This window comes from Staphylococcus sp. 510 (genome assembly GCF_057219715.1).
Map to the genome: position 1 here is coordinate 141,844 of NZ_JBXVVK010000006.1, position 20,257 is coordinate 162,100.

Genomic DNA, 20,257 nt, shown 5'->3' on the forward strand with positions numbered 1-20,257 from the left:
TTTTACTCAAAAGGAGATAATCAAATGACTGCAGATAAATTAAAACAATACATCGGATTATTTGGTGGTATGTTAGGTGCTTTATACCTTGCATTAAAAGCAAGTGGTATCGAAGTTCCTTTTTTAATGCCAGATAAATTAGACGCATGGCAAAACTTTGCTACGTCAATAGTACCTTTTGTAATTGCGATATATGGCGTCTATAAAAACACATATGTTATTCACTCGCATTCAAAAGCACAAGAAGAATATTTAAAAGAAAATAATTTAAAATAGGAGTGTTATTAATGGCTACAGAGAATTGGAAAGGCGTTAAAGTAAGATACCAATTATTAACTAAAGGCACGCGACGTTATGGTGAAAAAATGGACGGTGGTAAACCACAGTTCATCGTTGCGCATGATACAGGTAATATCAACACAACTGCACAATCAAATGTGACTTACTATGAGAATACTTATAATATACCTTGGAACAGTGTAGCTAGCGCGCATATATTCGTTGATGATAAAGAATGTATCATTTGTATACCGACGACAGAGAAAGCTTGGCACGTGCTTTATGATGCGCCTACAGATAACATTTGGTACAACAAAGACGCTAACGATGTAGCGATAGGTGTTGAAATATGTTATTTCAGTGATAGAGAACGTAGTAGAAAAGCGTTAGACAATGGTGCTAGAGTATTAGCATATCTTGCAGAATATTGGCATATTGATTACAAAACTAGAATGCCTGGACATCAAGATATTCAAGCAGATAAACAAGATCCAGGCAATGCATTAGAGGCGTCGGGATATGGCAGAAATACATCAAATCTTGATAAATTAGTCGCTAAATACTACAAACAAAACGTAAAAGTTAAAGCTACACCAGTTAAAGTAGAAAAAGTCGCGACATCATTTACACGTGATGAATTCGTAAAATGGTTAAAATCTACAGTAGGTAAACAATATGATTATGATTTATACGCAGCTTTTCAATGTTTCGATTACGCAAATGTAGGTTGGGATAAATTATTTGGTCATGGACTTAAAGGTAATGGGGCGAAAGACATTCCTTTTAATGCTTATAATAAAGATAAGTTTAAAAATGAGGCTACAGTATATAAAAACACACCTAGTTTTTTAGCTAAACCAGGCGATTTAGTCGTTTGGGGAGAACAAATGGGCAATGGTTGGGGTCATGTTGCTTGGGTTGTTGAGGCAACACTCGACTACATCATTGTACTTGAACAAAATTGGCTTGGCGGTGGATGGACAAGTGGACCAATCAATAACGGTACTGGTTGGGAAACAGTCACACGTCGTAAACACGAATACGACACGCAAATGTGGTTTATACGCCCTAAATTTAGTAACAAGAAAGCAGAATCTAAATTACTCAAGAAATCGAAAGAGAAAAAGAAAGAAAAACAGATCACATGGAATTGGAAAGGTAGATTTACTACTAATACAACAATCAAAGTAAGACGTAGTCCAAGCTTGAAAGGTTCTGTAGTTCCAAGTTCTGATTGGTTATTATCAAATCAATGGGTAGACTTTGTCAGCATTACTAAAAAAGATGGCTATTGGTGGGCGAAATTCAAATATCCTACTAATCCATCATCAGGTTATTTCTACTGTGCTTTGTGTAAGATAACAGATAAGCAAGAAAGAATTAAAAAAGAGAAGTATTGGGGTTCCATTAAGTGGAAATAATGTGTTATATTATATATGGATTTCAATCCAGTTTAGTTATAAGATATTTTATATTCATATTTTTTCTCTATTTAGAGGTAGTCGTGGGGACTACCTCTTTTTTTGTGTAAAAAATAGTATTAGGGTTTCATTAATTAGAAATAATATGTTATATTACTCGTGGATGAGAATCCAACTTGTTTAGTTATAAGAATTATTTTTCATAAGAACCTTACTTTTCTTTTTCCTTTCAGGGCAGTCCTCGTGACTGTCTTTTTTTAAAAAATATGATATATTAATAAACATAAAACCAAAACTTTTTACATTTAGGGTGTCCATTTTGTGGACACCTCTTTTTTTATGTGAGAGTTTTACAATACAAAAAAAGAGCGCTATCTTGTACCGAGAAAAGACAAGATAGCGCATTGCAGTTTAAATATCACAGAAAGGAATGATTTTTTAAGTTCACCTTAAAATATAAAGATGAACTACACAATCATACCAAAATATTTACACAAAATAAACCAAAAAAAAGAAAAAAATAGTTGGATGCTTTCTTAATGTGTAGTATAATTGTATTTGTAAGTTAGTTAATGACTTACGAACTTCAAGTGAAGGGAGGTTAAAACCTTGGTTTACTTGATAGAAAAAGCGCTAGAACAATCGATATCATTACTGATACTAGTTCTTCCAGCGCTTATAAAACAACTAAGAATATGGCATCTAAATTATCTAAACATCACTAAAGATAATTAAGACAAGTAATCAACTGGAGCCTTAGGGCTCCTCCCTACACTTGAAGTATATAATAAATTTTGGAGGTTTTCAATTATGACAGGACAAATGTATTTATCATTGTTTATATTAAGCCTACCATTGCTACTATTCATAGGAAGAAAAACGCATTTTTATTATTTATATAAAAAGAATGGACGTAGATAATATGAGTGACTACAAATTAAAAATAATTGAATTGATCGAGAGTGATATAACAGGGTATCAAGTTTTCAAAGATACAGGGTTAAGCCAAACGGTTATGTCGTCCTTAAGAACTGGTAAGCGTGATGTTGATAATTTAAGGTTGGGAACAACCGAAAAGCTATACGACTACGCATGTAAAGTGTTATAGTGGTAATCTATAGTCGCTACAATAACCACCCACACATGTCACTGGGTGGTTTTTCTAGTAGATTTCTAGTAATTTTCTAGTTTTGTGACTGACATTGATGTCACTCGCAAATATGCTATAATTAAATAGAAATTGCGGTACATATTTGAGGAGTGTACTTGAGGTAACTGTTGCGACGGTTGCCTTATTTTTTATGCCTAAAAAAATGTTGCCAAATGGCAAAATAATTGTTGACTTATTGCCAGTTGGCAATTATAATATAAATATAAAGTAATCGAGGAGGAAAAATAAAATGTTAAATATATATTCTGAATTCAAACAATGGGCTAAAGAAAGCAGTAAATGGTTTATGGATACAAAAGATTGGTTTAAATTCGAGACGGAAAATAAAAGTTTCTATGTGTTCCCTGCAGATAACGGAGATACTATTGAGATTGAAACTTATGAAAAAGGCGGTTCTTTCGTAGGTTCAAGTAGAAACCTACCTGCAGTTTCTTGGGCTATCAATTACACTAAAGAAATGGAGAACGAATAATGAGAAAAGAAATTCGAGATCTATTGAATAGCAATATCACATCATATGAGATTTCAAAAGAAACGGGTGTTTCTAATTCTGTAATATCCAGATTAAGAAATGGTGAACGTGAAATCGGCAAAGTTACACTTGAAACAGCCGAAAAATTATATGAATACGAAATAGATCGAATTGAAATGAATAAATTAACTTATGTAGTAGATATGCACAAACAAGATAAGACCTTAGAAATTATTACAAAAGAAGGAGAAAGTTTCTACTTGTATGAAATTAGTCCACAATGGTTTGATAAAAAAGATTACATTCTTGAATTAATTAAAGATGAAGATTTAAATTTGCATTTCGACGGCGAAGAAATCGAAGAACCAACACAATTCGATTACACAATTCAAGAGGTAAAAGACGAGTTAAATAACTTATAATATGTTATAATATACCTAACGATAACGTCTTTTAAATTAAGATACTATATTCTACTAGCCACGTTCATATGAGCGTGGCTTTTTATTTATCAATATGTTACTATATATTTGGAGTTCCTATGCTCCGGCTCCCAAAATAGACCTTTCAAATATTTTAGCCGCACTCTTAATTGAGTGTGGTTTTTTGATACCAATTTTGATACCATTTTGTTTTGAAACTGAGAAAATGAGAAAAATACAAAAGACGAAAACCGCATTAAATCAACGTTTCTCGTCTCACAAAAATTACATATATTTAAATTCGACTTCCCAAGGATCATTATGTATTGAAATAGGTTTTTTATTAGTTGTTAACATGAAAATTACTCCTAAAAGAGGGGGACGTTAGTATAAAATTAGATATGTAAATGAAGTAAATCATTAATATGAATTGATTCATAACAAAATATAGTTAAATCTAACTTTTACCGAGTCTTTCTCTTTAAATTTTGTAAAAAGTACAGTAAACATTATTAAGATTATATCGCTTTTTGTCAAATTCTGTTAGGATGATATTATCAAAAAACAAACTAAAGGAGCGCTTATTTAATATGAGTGAACAACAAACGATTGACCAAATTAAAACACGATTAAACAAATTTATTGAAGATATTGATCACGTAAACCCTGATGAAGTACGCGTTGAAGACATTGATGAGTGGATTGGATTATTAGATCAATTAGAAGAAAAAGTGAAACAAGTTTCAAAATAATTATAGGTTATCATTATTAGTGACACTTTAGTGACGATTAGTTTTCATTTGTTAGAAGATGTTTAAAATTATGTAAAAGAGTGAAAGTAATAAATATAATCGTACAATAGAAAGGTGATTATATTATGAGTAAAAAAGTAGCTATTATTTTAGCAGATGAATTTGAAGATATAGAGTTAACAAGCCCTAAAGAAGCATTAGAAAATGCTGGTATTGAAACAGTTATCGTTGGAGATAATGAAAACCAAGAGGTTGTAGGTAAACATGGAGAAAAAGCAACCGTTCAAGTAAGTATTGCTGATGCTAAACCAGAAGATTACGATGGTTTATTAATACCAGGTGGATTTGCACCTGACCATTTACGTGGTGATGCAGAGGGTAGATACGGTACTTTCGCTAAATATTTCACAACAAATAATGTACCTGCTTTCGCAATTTGCCATGGTCCTCAAGTGTTAATTGATACTGATGATTTAAATGGTAGAACATTAACAGCAGTATTAAATGTTCGAAAAGACCTATCTAATGCTGGTGCACATGTTGTTGACGAATCAGTAGTTGTAGATAACAACATTGTAACTAGTCGTACACCAGATGATTTAGATGACTTTAACAGAGAAATTGTTAAACAATTAGAAAATTAATTTAAGCATTAATTAAGCACTGATATAGAGCCTGTTGATTAATTTCAACAGGCTATTTTTATATTTATTGATATATAAATGGATATAATGTAACTATAAATTTTCAACAAAATATAGTTAATACCATTTGTGATCACGTACACCCTGGGACTGATTTTTATGATTAACTATAGCTAAACCACGTAAGTACTGGTAAACTCACATTATAACAGTGAGTTTAAGTAAAGGAGCAAATGCATGAAAAGAAGCGATAGATTTGCACAATCGAATGATACGTATCAACGAGATATGCGTGAACCTCACTATAATACTTATTACCAACCAGTAGGAAAACCACCTAAAAAGAAAAAAAGCAAACGTATTTTTTTGAGAATTTTAATCATATTAACAATTATCATAGTTCTGTTTTTAGGATTAATGTACTTTATGTCTTCTAGAGCTAACGTGGATGATTTAAAATCGATAGAAAATAAAAATGATTACGTTGCTGCTGATCAAATGCCTGAATATGTAAGAGGTGCATTTATTTCGTTAGAAGATGAACGATTTTATAAACATCATGGATTTGATTTTAAGGGTACATCGCGTGCATTGTTTTCAACATTAAGTGATCATGATGTTCAAGGTGGTAGCACGATTACACAACAAGTTGTTAAAAATTATTATTATGATAACGAACGTTCATTTACAAGAAAATTAAAAGAATTATTTGTAGCACATAAAGTTGAGAAACAATATGATAAAAACCAAATACTAAGTTTTTATTTAAACAATATATATTTTGGTGACAATCAATATACGGTAGAAGGTGCAGCCAATCATTATTTCGGTGCAACTACTAATAAAGATAATCAAAACTTAAAGCAAATTAGTGTTTTGCAAAGTGCTATTTTAGCTAGTAAAGTCAATGCACCAAGTGTTTATAATATTGACGATATGTCTGATAATTTTATAAATAGAGTTAAAACAAATTTAGAAAAGATGAAACAACTTCATTATATTTCAGATGAACAATATGAAGAAGCAATGGCACAATTAGGTAACTAAAACTTACCCTATCATATGCAATATGAAAGACTTAATTACAGTTATGTGTAACTGAAGTCCTAATATTGGGTAGCTGATAGGGTATTTATTTTTGTAAAGCAATGGTTTTTAGATAATTATCAAACTATGTCATAATAAGTAATATACAATACGCAAGTGGAGGTGCATGATGCCTAAAATCACTAAATTAGAAGTTCAAAAGAAAAATAAAGAGCGGTTTAACCTATATCTTGATAATGAATTTGAAATGGGAATTGATATTGATACTTTAGTTAAATTCAATTTAAAAAAAGGTCAAGTATTAGAACCCTCAGATATGGAACAGATACAAAAACATGATCATTATCGTAGAGGTTTAAATGATGCAATTCAATTTCTGTCATATCGAAAACGTACTGAAAAAGAAGTTAGACAGCATTTATCAAAAAATGAAGTTTCTGAAGGTGCAATTCAACAAGTTATAGATTATTGTTATCAAGAAAAATTAATAGACCATGATGATTATGCAGAAAGTTTAAAAAATACAATGATTAATACAACTGATAAAGGCCCTGAAATATATAAACAAAAGTTGTATCAAGCTGGCGTAGAGCCTAATATTATCGACCAGTATACAGAAATATATATAGAGCAACAGCCACTAGAGGATATAGTTAAAGTTGCGCAGAAAGTAATTAGAACTAAGAAAGGACCGACGTCTAAGGTAAAACAAAAAGTCATGCAATCATTGATGCAAAAAGGGTATACGATGGAAAGAATTAAAGATGCTATGGATGAATTAGACTTTTCAGAAGATGAAGATCAATTGGACCATATGTTACAAACAGATTTAGAAAAAGTTTATAACAAGCAACAACGTAAATATGAAGGTCAACAAGTTATAAGAAAAACGATAGAAACACTTATGAGAAAAGGCTATAAATATGATAAAATTAAATCTAAATTAGAAGAAAGTGGTATCGAACATGGAACAGAAGAAATTGAGTGAGATGTCTGAACAAGAATTAAGACATGAAATTCAAACATATAAAGAAAAAATGAGAAAAGCAGAAATGAACGGTATTTTAAATGAATATGACGTTTACCAAAGTAAAGTCATTGTAGCAGAAAGCTACCTTGTTGATCGTAACCAAATAGAATTAGGTCGTATTTATCAATTAAATGATGGTAGTGATCAATATTTTAAAGTTGAAAGACTGAAAGGTATATTTGCTTGGGGATTCCGAATTAAAAGTAGTGAACCCGAAGAAGGATTACCAATTGCATTATTAAAATTGTAGAAGGATGAAATAAAATGGGAAGTTCAATCGTTTTAAAGTTACTGAAAGTCACTCATTATTATAGAAACAAAAAAACTAAAAAATGGTACTTACCTTTTGGTTACGGCGCAGATGACATTGATTTAAATAATATTTCACTACATATATACCAAGGAGAATCTTTAGGTATTATTGGAGAACCAGGTTCATCAAAAAGGTTAATAGGAAGGTTGTTATCCGGATCTATCGAACCTGACAAGGGGAAATTAGTTCAACTTGATCATATATATTATGGAGATATTGAAGATAGACGTATGATTCATCAAACTGTTAAGGATTATGTCACTCATATCGTTGAATTATTTCCTTATAAAATATCAAATCATAAAGCTGATCAAGTGATACAATATGCCCATGTAGATGAGCAACAAGTGATTTCTAAATTGTCAAAACAAGAGTTTGCGCAATTGTTATTAAGTATAGCGAGATCTTGCCAATCTAACATCATCATTTTAAATCATGTGCTTCAATATTTAGATGAAACATTTATGAATAGAGCTACAGAACTATCTAATGAATACATAGATAATAATCAAACAATGGTCTTTATCGATGACGATATTGATAAAATCGAACAAGTAAGTAACTATATTACATGGGTTTCTCATGGTCAAATTCGTATGGAGGGCTCTGTAAACCAAGTTATTCCTACCTTTATAGAACATGAAAAAGATCGAAAAAGTATTGAATCTAAAGAAGCACTTGCGTCATTTGACCTGGATTGGAAAAAAAGTAGAACAAGAATGCCAGAGATGACTTATAATTTTAAACGAATAGAACGATATAATCATGCTAAACCACCAGTATTCTTGGTAAGATTTTGGACATTGATGGTTAGCTTTATTTTAGGTTTAGCACTGATGGGTATATTTATATTCAATAATTTAGGCATAGTTAACGTACCTGAAAATAACCAAGCCACACTTCAAACACAAGCTAAAGATACATATGAGGATAAATTGGCATACGGTATAGCCTTAAAGGGCAGTAGTAAACTTTCAGGTTCAAGTAATTTAACTTTGCCCAAATATAGTGTTGTGACTATTGATGGTGAAAACAGTAAAAATTATCGTATTGATGTAAGTGGTAATCGTTATACTATAGCAAAGAATCAATTAGAATACTTTAATCCAGCAGGTTTATATGAAAAACATAGTTTTAAAACACTATCTCCATATATTAAATCCAACTACAGTAAATATGTGGATTACTTCAATAGCCATTTACATAAAGAACATAGTTCTGTGAAAAAGTCACTAGTACCTGAAGATGATAATCGTTTTGTTGCTGATATAACATCTCAGCCGATTAAAATGATATTTAACGATGAGAATCAATTAAATGGTTTTGTGATGCCGATTGTGAATAAAAGCGAGCTGAAAGATAAGTTTAATATCAAGAAGGATATTTGGATTTGTAAATCAGGAGATGGTTACTTTATTGCTGATTTAAAAGATAATAAATGGATATATATTGAATTGTAGGTGTAAACATGATTGATAATATAATATTATATTTTAAAAACTTACCACATCTTTTAACATACACGTTAAAAAGAATTAAAAGTTTATGGAAGTGGTTCACCTTAAGTTTTATAGTTGGCTTAGTGTTTATTTTAATCGCAGAACTATTTTTTAAATTTACAAATGCTACAGAAGTTATCCATGGTATTTGGTTATATAGACTAATAACACTATTTGCATTTATCTTTATCATGCTAACTTTTTATGGATGTTATAGATTATATGCTAAAGATTATTTAATTACGAAATCTTTTCATATTACACCAGTAACACCTACTGTAATTACCACGATTGTTGGAAGTGTAGTGATATTTATACTAATGACTATCATTGCATTATTAAAACCCATAAACTATGAAAGTTCATTATTAGCGACGTTATTCTTTTTATTTGTTTCTATAGTGTTGATAAGTTTATTGTCAGTAACATTCGGTCTTTTGAAAATACTAAATTACAAAATTGATAAATATTTCTATATCTTTTGTGTAGTAGAATTTTTGATATTGCCTATAATTTATATGCCAAAGACACACTTGACGCTTATCGAACACCTATTAATGTTAAACCCTTTATATTATATAGTTAATGGATTGGCGCAATCAGTGTTATTTGGAAACGTGAGTGTAGCTAATCTTCCATATTATCTATACATGTTATGTTTTATTGCAATCATTTCTATTATCAATTTTGCATTGTCACGTTATGTAGCACATGCGAAATATAGAAATCAAAATATAAAACTACAAAAAGTAATTCAATCTAATGATGAAAAAAATAGCTTGAATGAAATAAATAATAATGAAAAAGTAGAGAATGAGCAAAAGAAATAATAGGAAAAATAGCCAAGGACTTGGAGAATGAAGTTATCCAAGTGCCTCGGCTATTTTATTTGGCGAATAATTTACGCTGAAGTTTATCTTCGCTAAATACCCATCCAATATATGAGTGGTCGATTTCATCTTGTTGAGTTAAATGAGCAATTGCAACAAATGCATAATGATCATTATTTAAATATCTCAAGTCCATTAATCTAATTTCAGTAGTACCATCTTCTAATGGTGTTGTTTGCCAACGATAAATCGATGAAAAATTTAAAAATGTCCTAATATCTTTATTGTTTTTAACTTTCCATAATAATGAATCAATTGATAAATGTTGACGTTTGACCTTATCACTAAAAACAATGTTTCTACCAAATGATCTACCTACATAATCATGTTCATCAGTTTGAATTGCTATACGCCATTCCATAAATTTTAAAGTAGGAATCACGAAAACTTTAACAGGATTATGTTCTTGTTTAATTTGCTTCAATGCTTGTTTTCTCAAGAATGATTGCATTTTAAAGCGGACAATATAGTATATTACGAGAACCCCGATAATCGGGAAAAAGGCTAAGTAAGGATGTACACCAAATGCCCACAATGCCACGCCAATACATAGAATAATAAATATTATTGGGTCGAACGTATTAATTACACCAAGTTGAATCCACTTATTTGTAATAGGTCTTAAAGCTTGTGTACCATAGGAATTAAAGATATCAACAAATACATGCAAGAACACAGCTAATTGCGCCCACATCCATACATGTAAAGGGTTCGTATGGTTGAATATGACAAAAATTAAAAACGTGATTAAAATAGGCCATAAGATTGTAAAAGGAATAGAGTGTGTAATACCTCTATGATGTGAAATATACGTTGAATTATCTTTTAGTTTTAAAACTGTATCTCCGTCAGGTATAAGTGATCCTGCAATTAGTGTTGTAGCGGTTGCTGCAAATGTATCTGACATAGCAGGATCTTGTGTTGCAAGTGCTGTAAGGCCAACACCAATCACGATATGCGTGGCTGTATCCATATATGTTCACTCATTTCGTCTTAATTTATAATATATTATAATCTAAAAGTTGGAATAAAAAAATCAACTCACATTAATTTATATAACATGTATGTAAGATAGCCTTTGTGCTTAATTTAAAACATCAAAACACGTTGAAGAAAGGGAAATATATGTATTTAGAAGACAATTTTAAAAAAAATATAATGCAATGGTTTAATCAAAATCAACGTTCTATGCCTTGGCGTGAAACGACGAATCCATATTATATATGGTTAAGCGAAGTTATGTTGCAACAAACACAAGTTAAAACAGTTATTGATTATTATGACAGATTTATACAACGATTCCCTACTATTGCGGATTTAAGTGAGGCGCATGAAGATGAAGTACTTAAATATTGGGAAGGGCTAGGATATTATAGTCGTGCACGAAATTTTCATCATGCAATCAAAGAAGTTCAACATGAGTATCAAGGTATTGTGCCGTCAGATCCTGAGAATTTTAAAGCCTTAAAAGGTGTTGGGCCATATACACAAGCGGCAGTTATGAGTATTGCATTTGATCATCCGCTACCTACTGTTGACGGTAATGTATTTAGAGTTTGGTCTAGACTTAATAATGACAGTAGAGATATAAAACTACAATCCACACGTAAAGCTTATGAACAAGAATTATTACCATACGTGCGTGAAGAAGCTGGTACATTTAACCAATCTATGATGGAACTTGGTGCATTAATTTGTACACCTAAAAATCCACTCTGCATGTTTTGTCCAGTACAAGAAAACTGCGAGGCATACGATAAAGGTACTGTATTAGATTTACCTGTTAAAACTAAGAATGTTAAAAAGAAAACGATTGATCAAAGTGTTTTTCTCATTTGTAATAAACGTGGTGAATATCTATTAGAAAAACGACAAGAAAGATTATTAAGTGGAATGTGGGAATTCCCGATGTTTGAAACATCTCATGCAATTGACCAAATATCAAAGCAATTAAACCACCAGATTGAACCTTTATCTGAACCGATTTTTAAATTAAAGCATCAATTCACGCATTTAACATGGCATATTAAGGTGTATAGCGTACCAGAGGAACTTGAGATTGAAGCGTCGTCTTTACCTGAGAATATGATATGGTTTGATTTAGAACAACGAGATCAATTTACTTTTCCAGTACCTATGGCTAAAATTTATCAATTTATTGAAGGATAACAGTAAGGAAATAAATGTATTAAAAGTATCAATTTAATTGCATCAAAGTTCAGAAGTACTTTATAAATATGATATAATCTAAATGGTTAAAAAGTATAAAGGTGGTGTGGAGTATGGTAAAAGAATCCATACCTAAAGAAGGACAAGATATAAAGATTCAAAGTTATAAACATGATGGTAATATCCATCGTGTATGGTCTGAAACAACTATTTTAAAAGGAACTGATCATGTCATTATCGGTGGTAACGATCATACGCTAGTAACAGAAAGTGATGGTCGTACATGGATTACGAGAGAACCAGCTATTGTCTACTTTCATTCAGAGTATTGGTTTAATGTCATTTGTATGTTCCGTGAAGATGGTGTCTACTATTATTGCAACTTGTCTTCACCATTTGTATGTGATGAGGAAGCTTTAAAATATATAGACTATGATCTTGATATTAAAGTTTATCCAAATGGTAAATATCATTTGTTAGATGAAGATGAGTATGAACAACATATGAATCAAATGAACTACCCTCATGATATTGATGTTATATTGAGACGTAGTGTTGATATTTTACAACAATGGATTGAACAGAAAAAAGGGCCGTTCGCACCAGACTTTATTAAAGTATGGAAAGAACGATATAAGAAAATTAGAGATTATTAAGCAAATAAGATGTAAAACATATAGAGATGGTTTATATTATTTAATATTGCCATTGGATTATTTAAAATGATTATTAGATATGAACCAATCTCTATCAATATAGCTAAACTTGATAATCATATCATTCAGAGGTTGAGATATGTAAGTAAATTACCGAAGAATAACACCTATTAACTATTTCTCTAATTTAAAGAGATAGTTGAAGTGAATCGTTATTCATGATGTATTTACCGTATCCAACCTCTGTTCCATTTTAAATAAATCAATATCAAATAAAATGTGGGGGGATTACAACAAATGATTAGACGATATTTAGAATTCGTAAAACCGTACAAATATCGAATCATTGCTACAATTATTGTTGGTATTATTAAATTCGGTATACCGATGTTAATTCCATTACTTATAAAATATGCGATTGATGGTGTTATTAATAATCACTCCCTAAGCGCTAGTGAAAAGTATTCACATTTGGCAATTGCCATAGGTATAGCTTTATTTATCTTTTTAATAGTAAGACCACCAATTGAATTTATAAGACAATATTTAGCTCAATGGACAAGTAACAAAATTTTATATGATATTCGTAAACAGTTATACAATCATTTACAAGCATTAAGTGCTCGCTTTTATGCCAACAATCAAGTTGGTCAAGTGATTTCACGAGTAATTAATGACGTTGAACAAACTAAAGATTTTATCTTAACAGGTCTTATGAACATTTGGTTAGATTGTATTACAATTATAATTGCATTAACGATCATGTTCTTCCTTGATGTAAAATTAACATTTGCAGCAATATTTATATTCCCATTTTATATTTTAACTGTATATTTCTTCTTTGGAAGATTAAGAAAGTTAACTAGGGTTAGATCTCAAGCATTAGCGGAAGTTCAAGGATTTTTACATGAACGCGTTCAAGGTATGTCAGTTATTAAAAGCTTTGCTATTGAAGACAATGAAGCTCAAAATTTTGATAATCGAAATCAAAACTTTTTACAAAAAGCTTTCAAACATACAAGATGGAACGCATATTCATTTGCAGCGATAAACACCGTAACGGATATTGGACCAATTATTGTTATAGGTGTAGGTGCATATTTAGCTATAAGTGGCTCAATTACAGTCGGTACCTTAGCAGCATTTGTTGGATATCTTGAACAATTGTTTGGACCTTTAAGACGTTTAGTTTCATCATTTACTACACTTACACAAAGTTTTGCTTCAATGGATCGTGTTTTTCAATTAATTGATGAAGATTATGACATTAAAAATGGTGTAGGTGCACAACCTATTGAGATTAAACAAGGACAAATTGAATTAAAACATGTAAGCTTCAAATATAATGAAAATGAACAAGAAGTTTTGAAAGATATTAATCTGACAATAAATAAAGGAGACACAGTTGCTTTTGTAGGAATGAGTGGTGGAGGAAAATCTACCTTAATCAATTTAATACCAAGATTTTATGACGTAACTGATGGTGAAATATTGATTGACCAACATAATATTAAAGACTTCCTAACAGGTAGCCTGAGAAATCAAATTGGCTTAGTTCAACAAGATAATATCCTATTTTCTGATACTGTGAAAGAAAATATTTTATTAGGTCGACCTGATGCAACAGACGAAGAAGTCGTTGAAGCGGCTAAGATGGCTAATGCTCATGATTTTATTATGAATTTGCAAGATGGATATGACACTGAAGTAGGGGAACGTGGTGTCAAATTATCAGGTGGTCAAAAACAAAGACTATCAATAGCACGTATTTTCTTAAACAATCCACCAATACTAATCTTAGATGAAGCAACAAGTGCATTAGATTTAGAAAGTGAAGCAATCATACAAGAAGCACTTGATGTGTTAAGTAAGGACCGTACTACTTTAATCGTGGCACATCGATTATCAACGATCACACATGCAGATAAGATAGTAGTGATGCAAAATGGACAAATTGTCGAAACGGGTACACATCAAGAATTAATCGATAAAAAAGGTGCATACGAACACTTATACAGTATTCAAAATTTATAAATAAGACAAAGAAGAGCTTAAGGCATTTATTGCCTTAAGCTCTTCTTTAATTTGGAGTTGGATATTTATTGCTAACAAATATTCGGTATTATAAATCAAAATCTTCATCAGCGATATCAATATCAGAATCTGAACGATGATAGGTGAAGAAACTAATTCGTAAACGATCTAAATGTTCCAAATGATATCGATATTCTTCAATAGCTGCGATGATTTGCATAATATTAGCATAAGAATAATGTGTTTGATATGGATTATGGATCAATTCATTTTGAAAGGCATCCATTAAATCTTTCTTTTGAGGATTATCAACTTCATATTGAAATTGAGCCACATTATATTTTGCTTTTTTAGATAAACTTTTTAAAATTTGTTCATGAAAAGCAATAAGTGAATCCAATTCTAATTTAATCTGTAATAGTAATTGATTATTTAGTTGATGTAAATCATTTTGATAACGTGACATTCTATTTAATACTTCATATGCTAATCTAGTCGTTCTTACTACTTCTTTGAATAAAATTTTCTTTCGATATTGTGCGTGGATATGCTTTTTAAATAGTGGTCTTTCTTTGTGATAAAAATTATAAATCTGCTCTAATTTATTAATCCTAGTATTTAACTGATTGCCATCTTGTTTAATATTATGAAATTCGGATGTATCATTTAGTACGAGTTTAAACCATACAAATATATCAGATGAAATGTTAGCAGAATTATAATAGATTTTCGTTTCAAATTTAGGAGGCAAGAATAACAAGTTCACAATTGAAGAACTTAGTACACCAATCATGACTAGAACAAATCTAAAGAAAGCGGCAACATAGAAAGACCCTGTATGTTGTCCCATAATGATTAATGCAGTTACACTTGCTAAAGTAGCAACATGGGCTAAGTTAAATCTGAATAAAATTGCAATTAATAATATAACTGTGACACCCATGATAATGAAATTATCACTAAAGATCGTCACCATAGTGACAGCCAATAACGCACCAATGATGTTACCTATAGCTTGGTCTGAAACTGTTTTTATCGACTTATAGACACTGGGTTGCATAGCAACAACAGCACTGACGCCGGCTAATGATTTAAGACCAACATCATCAGGTAGTAAAGAAGCGATAGACATAGCTAATATAATTGCTATACCAGTTTTTAAAATCCGAGCTCCAAGTCTCAAAAAATAGCGCTCCTTTTATGATTTATTGAATATAATATTAAATTCGTATTCACTATTGTTATACACTGACTGACAATAAATTTCAAGTGAATATAACCATTATAGATGACTTTAAAATTGCATTAACTATGGTCTTAAATTTAATAATGAGAATAGTTTAATTATAAGAAAGAAGGTAGCCAGTACTTAACATGAAATAAATGTACAATTTTATAAGTAGAAAAGGTAATTTATTTTCAATAAGATATAGTCTATTAAACCAGAATTAAATCATTTTAAATAAATAAAATCCAAGACAAAGATTATGTCTTGGATAAATTAACGGCATCCCCAAAGCAGGATTATAGGTAAAGACTCTTTTATCATAGCCGCTTGAATAATCAAAAATTATTTCATTTGACTAAACGCATAATCAGCTGCTTTAAGTGTTTGATCAATGTCTTCTTCAGTATGTTCTGTAGTTAAGAACCAAGCTTCGAATTTAGAAGGAGCTAAATTAATACCTTGATTTAACATTAATTTAAAGAATTTAGCAAATGCCTCACCATCAGAATTTTCTACTTGTTCGTAATGAGTAATCTTTTCATTAGTAAAGTACAATGTGAGAGAGCCATAAATACGATTAATTGTGGCAGTGATTTGATGTTTATCAATTAGTTGTAAAAGACCATCTTCTAATCGTTTACCTAGCTTATCTAATTTTTCATAGACACCGTCTTGTTCTAGAACTTCAAGTAATGCAATACCAGCTTTCATAGATAATGGGTTACCGGCCATAGTTCCTGCTTGATAGGCTGGTCCAAGTGGCGCTACATGTTCCATTATATCTTGACGGCCACCATAACCACCCATTGGTAAGCCACCACCAACAATTTTACCAAAAGCAGTTAAATCAGGTATAACACCAAGTAAATCTTGGGCAGCACCATAGTGAAATCTAAACGCTGTAATCACTTCATCATAAATGACTAAACTGTTATTTTCATGTGTAATACGATTAACTTCTTCTAAAAATTCTGGTTCGGGCATTACCATACCAAAGTTACCTACAATTGGCTCTACTAAAACGGCAGCAACGTCGTCACCCCAATGATTAATTGCTTCTTTATATGATTCAATATCGTTAAATGGCACAGTAATTACTTCCTTAGCAACACTTTCTGGGACACCTGCAGAATCAGGAGAACCAAGTTGAGAAGGGCCACTACCAGCAGCAACTAGTACTAAATCAGAATGACCATGATATGAACCAGCAAATTTAATGATTTTATTTCGTTTAGTATAAGCGCGTGCAACTCTTATAGTAGTCATGACAGCTTCAGTACCAGAGTTTACGAATCTAATTTTTTCTAGAGAAGGAATAGCTTCTCGTAATTTCTTACTAAATTCAATTTCTAATTCAGTAGGCGTTCCATATAGTACACCTTTGGCTGCTTGTTCTTGAATAGCTTTCGTAATATGAGGATGTGCGTGACCCGTAATGATAGGGCCATATGCTTGTAAATAATCTATAAATTTATTGCCATCTACATCATATAAATAAGCGCCGTTACCTTCCTTCATTACTACAGGTGCGCCACCACCAACTGCTTTATAAGAACGTGATGGAGAATTTACACCACCTAAAATATATTCATTTGATAATTCCTGAAGTCGTTCACTTTCAGTAAAGTTCATACTATCAACCTCTTTTAATTTAATATTGTCGCTTATTATCGTATCATAAAATTAACTTAATGAAGAAACAGGTGATTAAATGTTAAATAAAGGTGATCAATTTCCAGAATTTTCACTAGAAAATCAAAATGGAGAACTTATTACTAATGAAACGATTAAAGGGCAAGTGACAATATTATATTTCTATCCTAGAGATAATACGCCAACTTGTACTACAGAAGCTTGTGATTTTCGAGATAATATTGAAATGTTTAATGATTTGAATGTCAATATCTATGGAGTAAGTGGGGATTCTAAGAAAAAACATCAAAATTTTATAGAGAAACATGAGCTTAACTTTGATTTACTCGTAGACCAAGACTATCAGCTTTCAAATGAAGTTGGTGTATATCAATTAAAAAAATCATTTGGTAAAGAAAGTATGGGTATAGTTCGAACAACGTTTGTTATAGATGAGCAAGGCATAGTTAAAGATGTTATTGAAAAAGTTAAAGTTAAGACCCATATTGAAGAGCTAAAAAACATTTTGGAGTGATATAGATGAAAGTAGTTAGTCTGTTCAGATTAGGAGAGTTAGAAGATAAATTAAAAGAGACATTTCCACAGGTGGAGTTTAAATTTATTAAAAAAGCTAAAAATATACCAAATGAAGACAGACAATCACTAGATATCTTAATTGGATATGATGGAAGTCTAGATGAAACATTTTTAGAGGACTGCCCTAATCTTAAATGGATTGCTTGGTATGCTACTGGTGTTAATTCATTACCATTAAACTATATTAATGAACGAAATATTAAATTAACCAATAGTAGAGGTGTACAGGCAAAACAACTTTCTGAATTCATCATTGCTTTTATATTAGATGATTATAAGAAAATGAAAACATCATTTATTAATCAACAAAATAGGATATATGATTCGAAAATGACTGGCAGAAGGTTAAATGGTGATTGTATATTATTTTTAGGCACAGGAGCAATCGCACAACGAACAGCAAAGTTAGCGAAAGCTTTTGATATGAAGGTAATAGGTGTAAGTAAATCAGGTGAACATAAAGAATGGTTTGATGAGGTACAAACAATTGATAATCTAAGTGACTTATTAGGAAAAGGAGACATAGTAATCAATAGTTTACCGGAAACAGACGAAACGATTCATTTAATCAAATACAAAGACTTTGAGAACATGAAAGAAAGTGCAATGTTTATTAATGTTGGTAGAGGTACTGTAGTTGAGGAAGATACACTGATTAAAGCATTAAGTAATAATGAAATAAGACATGCCTACTTAGATGTATTTGAAAAAGAGCCATTAACATCAGATAACGCATTATATGATCTAGACAACGTAACTGTAACAGCACATATTACAGGCAATGATCATGGTATTAATCATGATGTTACAGAAATATTCATCAAAAACTTAAAACATTTTCTCAATTATGGAAATCTAATTGAGAATGAAGTAGACCCAGTAAAAGGATATTAATGAAAATACAACTGTTTTATTGACATTAGTAAATTGTAACAGTTATATTAGTATTAAGTAATAATCATTATTAACTAGAAAGATGGTGAAAAAAATGAGTGCGGAATTAGAATCAATAGAACATGAACTTGAAGAATCAATTGCGTCTTTAAGAAAAGCTGGTATACGTATAACGCCACAAAGACAAGCAATTTTGAAATTCATGATTTCTTCAAAAACACATCCTAGTGCCGACGAAATTTATCAAGCACTTTCACCAGATTTTCCTAATATAAGTGTTGCGACAATATATAATAATTTAAGAGTATTCAAAGATATTGGCATTGTAAAAGAGCTCACATACGGTGATGCATCAAGTCGATTTGATTTCAATACTCACAATCATTACCATATTATTTGTGAAAAATGCGGTAAAATAGTTGACTTCCATTATCCACAGTTAGACGAAGTGGAACAGCTAGCACAACATGTTACTGAATTTGACGTAACACATCATCGAATGGAAATTTATGGAATTTGTAAAGAATGCAAAGATAAAGAAGAATAGGCATCATTTACTCATCAAGATAAAAGTTAACAATAAACAAAACCATGTTTGATTCAATAATTGTCAAACATGGTTTATTTTTTTAGTATGGAGTAATGTGATCAACTTAATCATATGAACACCTTTATATCCTATTCAAAGAATAGTAACTATTAATTAAGAATAGCGAAGTTATTTCAGAGACAACATAAAGGGTAGATGAATGATAAATCCTGAGACGCGGATTACACTTTATAAACTATTGTTCACTTAATATAAAAATTAACTATACTTTGAGTAAATTTATACAAATTAAATAGTTGAAATACGTTGACGTAAAAATGATTACTTGGTAATATATAAAAGTCGTCAAAACGATATTAACTATTTGAAAAGATTTCATTAACTTTTTAAAGCAAATGTTGATAAAGTGTAATTTTGACTATTGAACTTTCAATTCAAACATTATATTATAGATTTTGTTGAGTCATTAATAACATATTTCTTAAAAAAAGAATTTAAATTTATTGTTGACTTCATTAAACAAACGCGATATAATGAGATATTGTAAGCGAAAAAAA

Annotated in this window: 22 protein-coding genes; 19 read left to right on the forward strand and 3 right to left on the reverse strand. The window is 30.8% G+C overall.

The window, feature by feature from the left end; all coding sequences use genetic code 11:
* Positions 1-24 precede the first annotated feature (24 nt).
* The 13 genes from AC2D8K_RS06385 (at position 25) to AC2D8K_RS06445 (ending at position 9,880) form a co-directional block, all read left to right on the forward strand.
* Entirely contained in the window at positions 25-276 is a 252-nt protein-coding gene (locus tag AC2D8K_RS06385) for a phage holin (RefSeq protein WP_015365107.1), read from the forward strand.
* An 11-nt stretch (positions 277-287) separates the two neighbouring features.
* Positions 288-1,700: an N-acetylmuramoyl-L-alanine amidase gene (locus AC2D8K_RS06390; protein WP_454340418.1), complete on the forward strand. Its 1,413-nt coding sequence runs from the start codon at positions 288-290 to the stop codon at positions 1,698-1,700.
* Positions 1,701-2,510: 810 nt separating this feature from the next.
* The gene (locus AC2D8K_RS06395) at positions 2,511-2,621 is read left to right on the forward strand and encodes a hypothetical protein (RefSeq protein WP_100066988.1); all 111 of its coding nucleotides are present in this window, start codon (positions 2,511-2,513) and stop codon (positions 2,619-2,621) included.
* Position 2,622: 1 nt separating this feature from the next.
* Positions 2,623-2,808 carry a helix-turn-helix domain-containing protein gene (locus AC2D8K_RS06400; protein ID WP_037552662.1) on the forward strand — a complete coding sequence of 62 codons (186 nt, stop codon included), beginning with the start codon at positions 2,623-2,625 and terminating at the stop codon, positions 2,806-2,808.
* Between the two features lie 292 nt (positions 2,809-3,100).
* Positions 3,101-3,343 (forward strand): hypothetical protein, encoded by a 243-nt coding sequence (locus AC2D8K_RS06405; protein ID WP_046464359.1) that lies wholly within the window; start codon positions 3,101-3,103, stop codon positions 3,341-3,343.
* Positions 3,343-3,765 (forward strand): helix-turn-helix domain-containing protein, encoded by a 423-nt coding sequence (locus tag AC2D8K_RS06410; protein WP_484698269.1) that lies wholly within the window; start codon positions 3,343-3,345, stop codon positions 3,763-3,765. The genes AC2D8K_RS06405 and AC2D8K_RS06410 overlap by 1 nt, the downstream gene beginning before the upstream one ends.
* Before the next feature lie 590 nt (positions 3,766-4,355).
* On the forward strand, positions 4,356-4,517 hold the full coding sequence (locus AC2D8K_RS06415; protein WP_001830395.1) for an SE1561 family protein: 162 nt from the start codon (positions 4,356-4,358) through the stop codon (positions 4,515-4,517).
* Between the two features lie 125 nt (positions 4,518-4,642).
* Entirely contained in the window at positions 4,643-5,161 is a 519-nt protein-coding gene (locus AC2D8K_RS06420) for a type 1 glutamine amidotransferase domain-containing protein (protein WP_075778667.1), read from the forward strand.
* Between the two features lie 237 nt (positions 5,162-5,398).
* A complete protein-coding gene (gene sgtB, locus AC2D8K_RS06425; RefSeq protein ID WP_002452353.1) occupies positions 5,399-6,208 on the forward strand; it encodes a monofunctional peptidoglycan glycosyltransferase SgtB in 810 nt (269 codons plus the stop codon).
* A 169-nt stretch (positions 6,209-6,377) separates the two neighbouring features.
* The gene (gene recX / locus AC2D8K_RS06430) at positions 6,378-7,196 is read left to right on the forward strand and encodes a recombination regulator RecX (RefSeq protein ID WP_002452354.1); all 819 of its coding nucleotides are present in this window, start codon (positions 6,378-6,380) and stop codon (positions 7,194-7,196) included.
* Entirely contained in the window at positions 7,174-7,488 is a 315-nt protein-coding gene (locus tag AC2D8K_RS06435; protein WP_015364863.1) for a YfhH family protein, read from the forward strand. Before recX ends, AC2D8K_RS06435 begins: the two co-directional genes overlap by 23 nt.
* 14 nt (positions 7,489-7,502) lie before the next feature.
* Entirely contained in the window at positions 7,503-9,011 is a 1,509-nt protein-coding gene (locus AC2D8K_RS06440) for an ATP-binding cassette domain-containing protein (RefSeq protein WP_002452356.1), read from the forward strand.
* A gap of 8 nt (positions 9,012-9,019) precedes the next feature.
* Positions 9,020-9,880 carry a hypothetical protein gene (locus tag AC2D8K_RS06445; protein ID WP_484698273.1) on the forward strand — a complete coding sequence of 287 codons (861 nt, stop codon included), beginning with the start codon at positions 9,020-9,022 and terminating at the stop codon, positions 9,878-9,880.
* A 55-nt stretch (positions 9,881-9,935) separates the two neighbouring features.
* Here AC2D8K_RS06445 and AC2D8K_RS06450 read toward each other — a convergent pair whose 3' ends face one another.
* Complete coding sequence (locus tag AC2D8K_RS06450) at positions 9,936-10,913, reverse strand: metal-dependent hydrolase (RefSeq protein WP_002452358.1); 978 nt, start codon at positions 10,911-10,913, stop codon at positions 9,936-9,938.
* 152 nt (positions 10,914-11,065) lie between these two features.
* On the opposite strand from AC2D8K_RS06450, the gene mutY reads away from it, so the two are divergent.
* The 3 genes from mutY to AC2D8K_RS06465 all read left to right on the forward strand — a co-directional run bounded on the left by mutY (position 11,066) and on the right by AC2D8K_RS06465 (position 14,799).
* Positions 11,066-12,109 carry an A/G-specific adenine glycosylase gene (gene mutY / locus AC2D8K_RS06455; RefSeq protein WP_002452359.1) on the forward strand — a complete coding sequence of 348 codons (1,044 nt, stop codon included), beginning with the start codon at positions 11,066-11,068 and terminating at the stop codon, positions 12,107-12,109.
* Between the two features lie 113 nt (positions 12,110-12,222).
* Positions 12,223-12,765: a nucleoside tri-diphosphate phosphatase gene (gene ntdP, locus AC2D8K_RS06460; protein WP_002452360.1), complete on the forward strand. Its 543-nt coding sequence runs from the start codon at positions 12,223-12,225 to the stop codon at positions 12,763-12,765.
* Between the two features lie 297 nt (positions 12,766-13,062).
* A complete protein-coding gene (locus AC2D8K_RS06465) occupies positions 13,063-14,799 on the forward strand; it encodes an ABC transporter ATP-binding protein (protein WP_002452361.1) in 1,737 nt (578 codons plus the stop codon).
* Between the two features lie 88 nt (positions 14,800-14,887).
* On the opposite strand, the gene AC2D8K_RS06470 is transcribed toward AC2D8K_RS06465, so the two are convergent.
* Both AC2D8K_RS06470 and AC2D8K_RS06475 read right to left on the reverse strand, forming a co-directional pair.
* A complete protein-coding gene (locus AC2D8K_RS06470) occupies positions 14,888-15,982 on the reverse strand; it encodes an FUSC family protein (protein WP_484698275.1) in 1,095 nt (364 codons plus the stop codon).
* Between the two features lie 387 nt (positions 15,983-16,369).
* Positions 16,370-17,659, reverse strand: a complete 1,290-nt coding sequence (locus AC2D8K_RS06475) for a glutamate-1-semialdehyde 2,1-aminomutase (protein WP_484698276.1) — start codon at positions 17,657-17,659, stop codon at positions 16,370-16,372.
* 79 nt (positions 17,660-17,738) lie between these two features.
* On the opposite strand from AC2D8K_RS06475, the gene bcp reads away from it, so the two are divergent.
* From bcp to perR, 3 genes are all read left to right on the forward strand, one after another.
* Positions 17,739-18,194, forward strand: coding sequence for a thioredoxin-dependent thiol peroxidase (gene bcp / locus AC2D8K_RS06480; protein ID WP_484698278.1), 456 nt, complete (start codon positions 17,739-17,741; stop codon positions 18,192-18,194).
* Positions 18,195-18,199: 5 nt separating this feature from the next.
* Positions 18,200-19,150, forward strand: coding sequence for a phosphoglycerate dehydrogenase (locus AC2D8K_RS06485; protein ID WP_002452365.1), 951 nt, complete (start codon positions 18,200-18,202; stop codon positions 19,148-19,150).
* A gap of 94 nt (positions 19,151-19,244) precedes the next feature.
* On the forward strand, positions 19,245-19,697 hold the full coding sequence (perR, locus tag AC2D8K_RS06490; protein WP_002452366.1) for a peroxide-responsive transcriptional repressor PerR: 453 nt from the start codon (positions 19,245-19,247) through the stop codon (positions 19,695-19,697).
* Positions 19,698-20,257 lie beyond the last annotated feature (560 nt).

Bases quoted from the DNA above. Each gene is read 5' to 3' on its own strand.
- AC2D8K_RS06440 (WP_002452356.1), top strand. From the start codon at position 7,503: ATGGGAAGTTCAATCGTTTTAAAGTTACTGAAAGTCACTCATTATTAT.
- AC2D8K_RS06445 (WP_484698273.1), top strand. From the start codon at position 9,020: ATGATTGATAATATAATATTATATTTTAAAAACTTACCACATCTTTTA.
- mutY (WP_002452359.1), top strand. From the start codon at position 11,066: ATGTATTTAGAAGACAATTTTAAAAAAAATATAATGCAATGGTTTAAT.
- AC2D8K_RS06435 (WP_015364863.1), top strand. From the start codon at position 7,174: ATGGAACAGAAGAAATTGAGTGAGATGTCTGAACAAGAATTAAGACAT.
- AC2D8K_RS06405 (WP_046464359.1), top strand. From the start codon at position 3,101: ATGTTAAATATATATTCTGAATTCAAACAATGGGCTAAAGAAAGCAGT.
- AC2D8K_RS06465 (WP_002452361.1), top strand. From the start codon at position 13,063: ATGATTAGACGATATTTAGAATTCGTAAAACCGTACAAATATCGAATC.
- bcp (WP_484698278.1), top strand. From the start codon at position 17,739: ATGTTAAATAAAGGTGATCAATTTCCAGAATTTTCACTAGAAAATCAA.
- AC2D8K_RS06420 (WP_075778667.1), top strand. From the start codon at position 4,643: ATGAGTAAAAAAGTAGCTATTATTTTAGCAGATGAATTTGAAGATATA.
- ntdP (WP_002452360.1), top strand. From the start codon at position 12,223: ATGGTAAAAGAATCCATACCTAAAGAAGGACAAGATATAAAGATTCAA.
- AC2D8K_RS06475 (WP_484698276.1), bottom strand. From the start codon at position 17,659: ATGAACTTTACTGAAAGTGAACGACTTCAGGAATTATCAAATGAATAT.
- AC2D8K_RS06385 (WP_015365107.1), top strand. From the start codon at position 25: ATGACTGCAGATAAATTAAAACAATACATCGGATTATTTGGTGGTATG.
- AC2D8K_RS06485 (WP_002452365.1), top strand. From the start codon at position 18,200: ATGAAAGTAGTTAGTCTGTTCAGATTAGGAGAGTTAGAAGATAAATTA.
- sgtB (WP_002452353.1), top strand. From the start codon at position 5,399: ATGAAAAGAAGCGATAGATTTGCACAATCGAATGATACGTATCAACGA.
- AC2D8K_RS06400 (WP_037552662.1), top strand. From the start codon at position 2,623: ATGAGTGACTACAAATTAAAAATAATTGAATTGATCGAGAGTGATATA.
- recX (WP_002452354.1), top strand. From the start codon at position 6,378: ATGCCTAAAATCACTAAATTAGAAGTTCAAAAGAAAAATAAAGAGCGG.
- AC2D8K_RS06390 (WP_454340418.1), top strand. From the start codon at position 288: ATGGCTACAGAGAATTGGAAAGGCGTTAAAGTAAGATACCAATTATTA.
- AC2D8K_RS06415 (WP_001830395.1), top strand. From the start codon at position 4,356: ATGAGTGAACAACAAACGATTGACCAAATTAAAACACGATTAAACAAA.
- AC2D8K_RS06395 (WP_100066988.1), top strand. From the start codon at position 2,511: ATGACAGGACAAATGTATTTATCATTGTTTATATTAAGCCTACCATTG.
- perR (WP_002452366.1), top strand. From the start codon at position 19,245: ATGAGTGCGGAATTAGAATCAATAGAACATGAACTTGAAGAATCAATT.
- AC2D8K_RS06410 (WP_484698269.1), top strand. From the start codon at position 3,343: ATGAGAAAAGAAATTCGAGATCTATTGAATAGCAATATCACATCATAT.
- AC2D8K_RS06450 (WP_002452358.1), bottom strand. From the start codon at position 10,913: ATGGATACAGCCACGCATATCGTGATTGGTGTTGGCCTTACAGCACTT.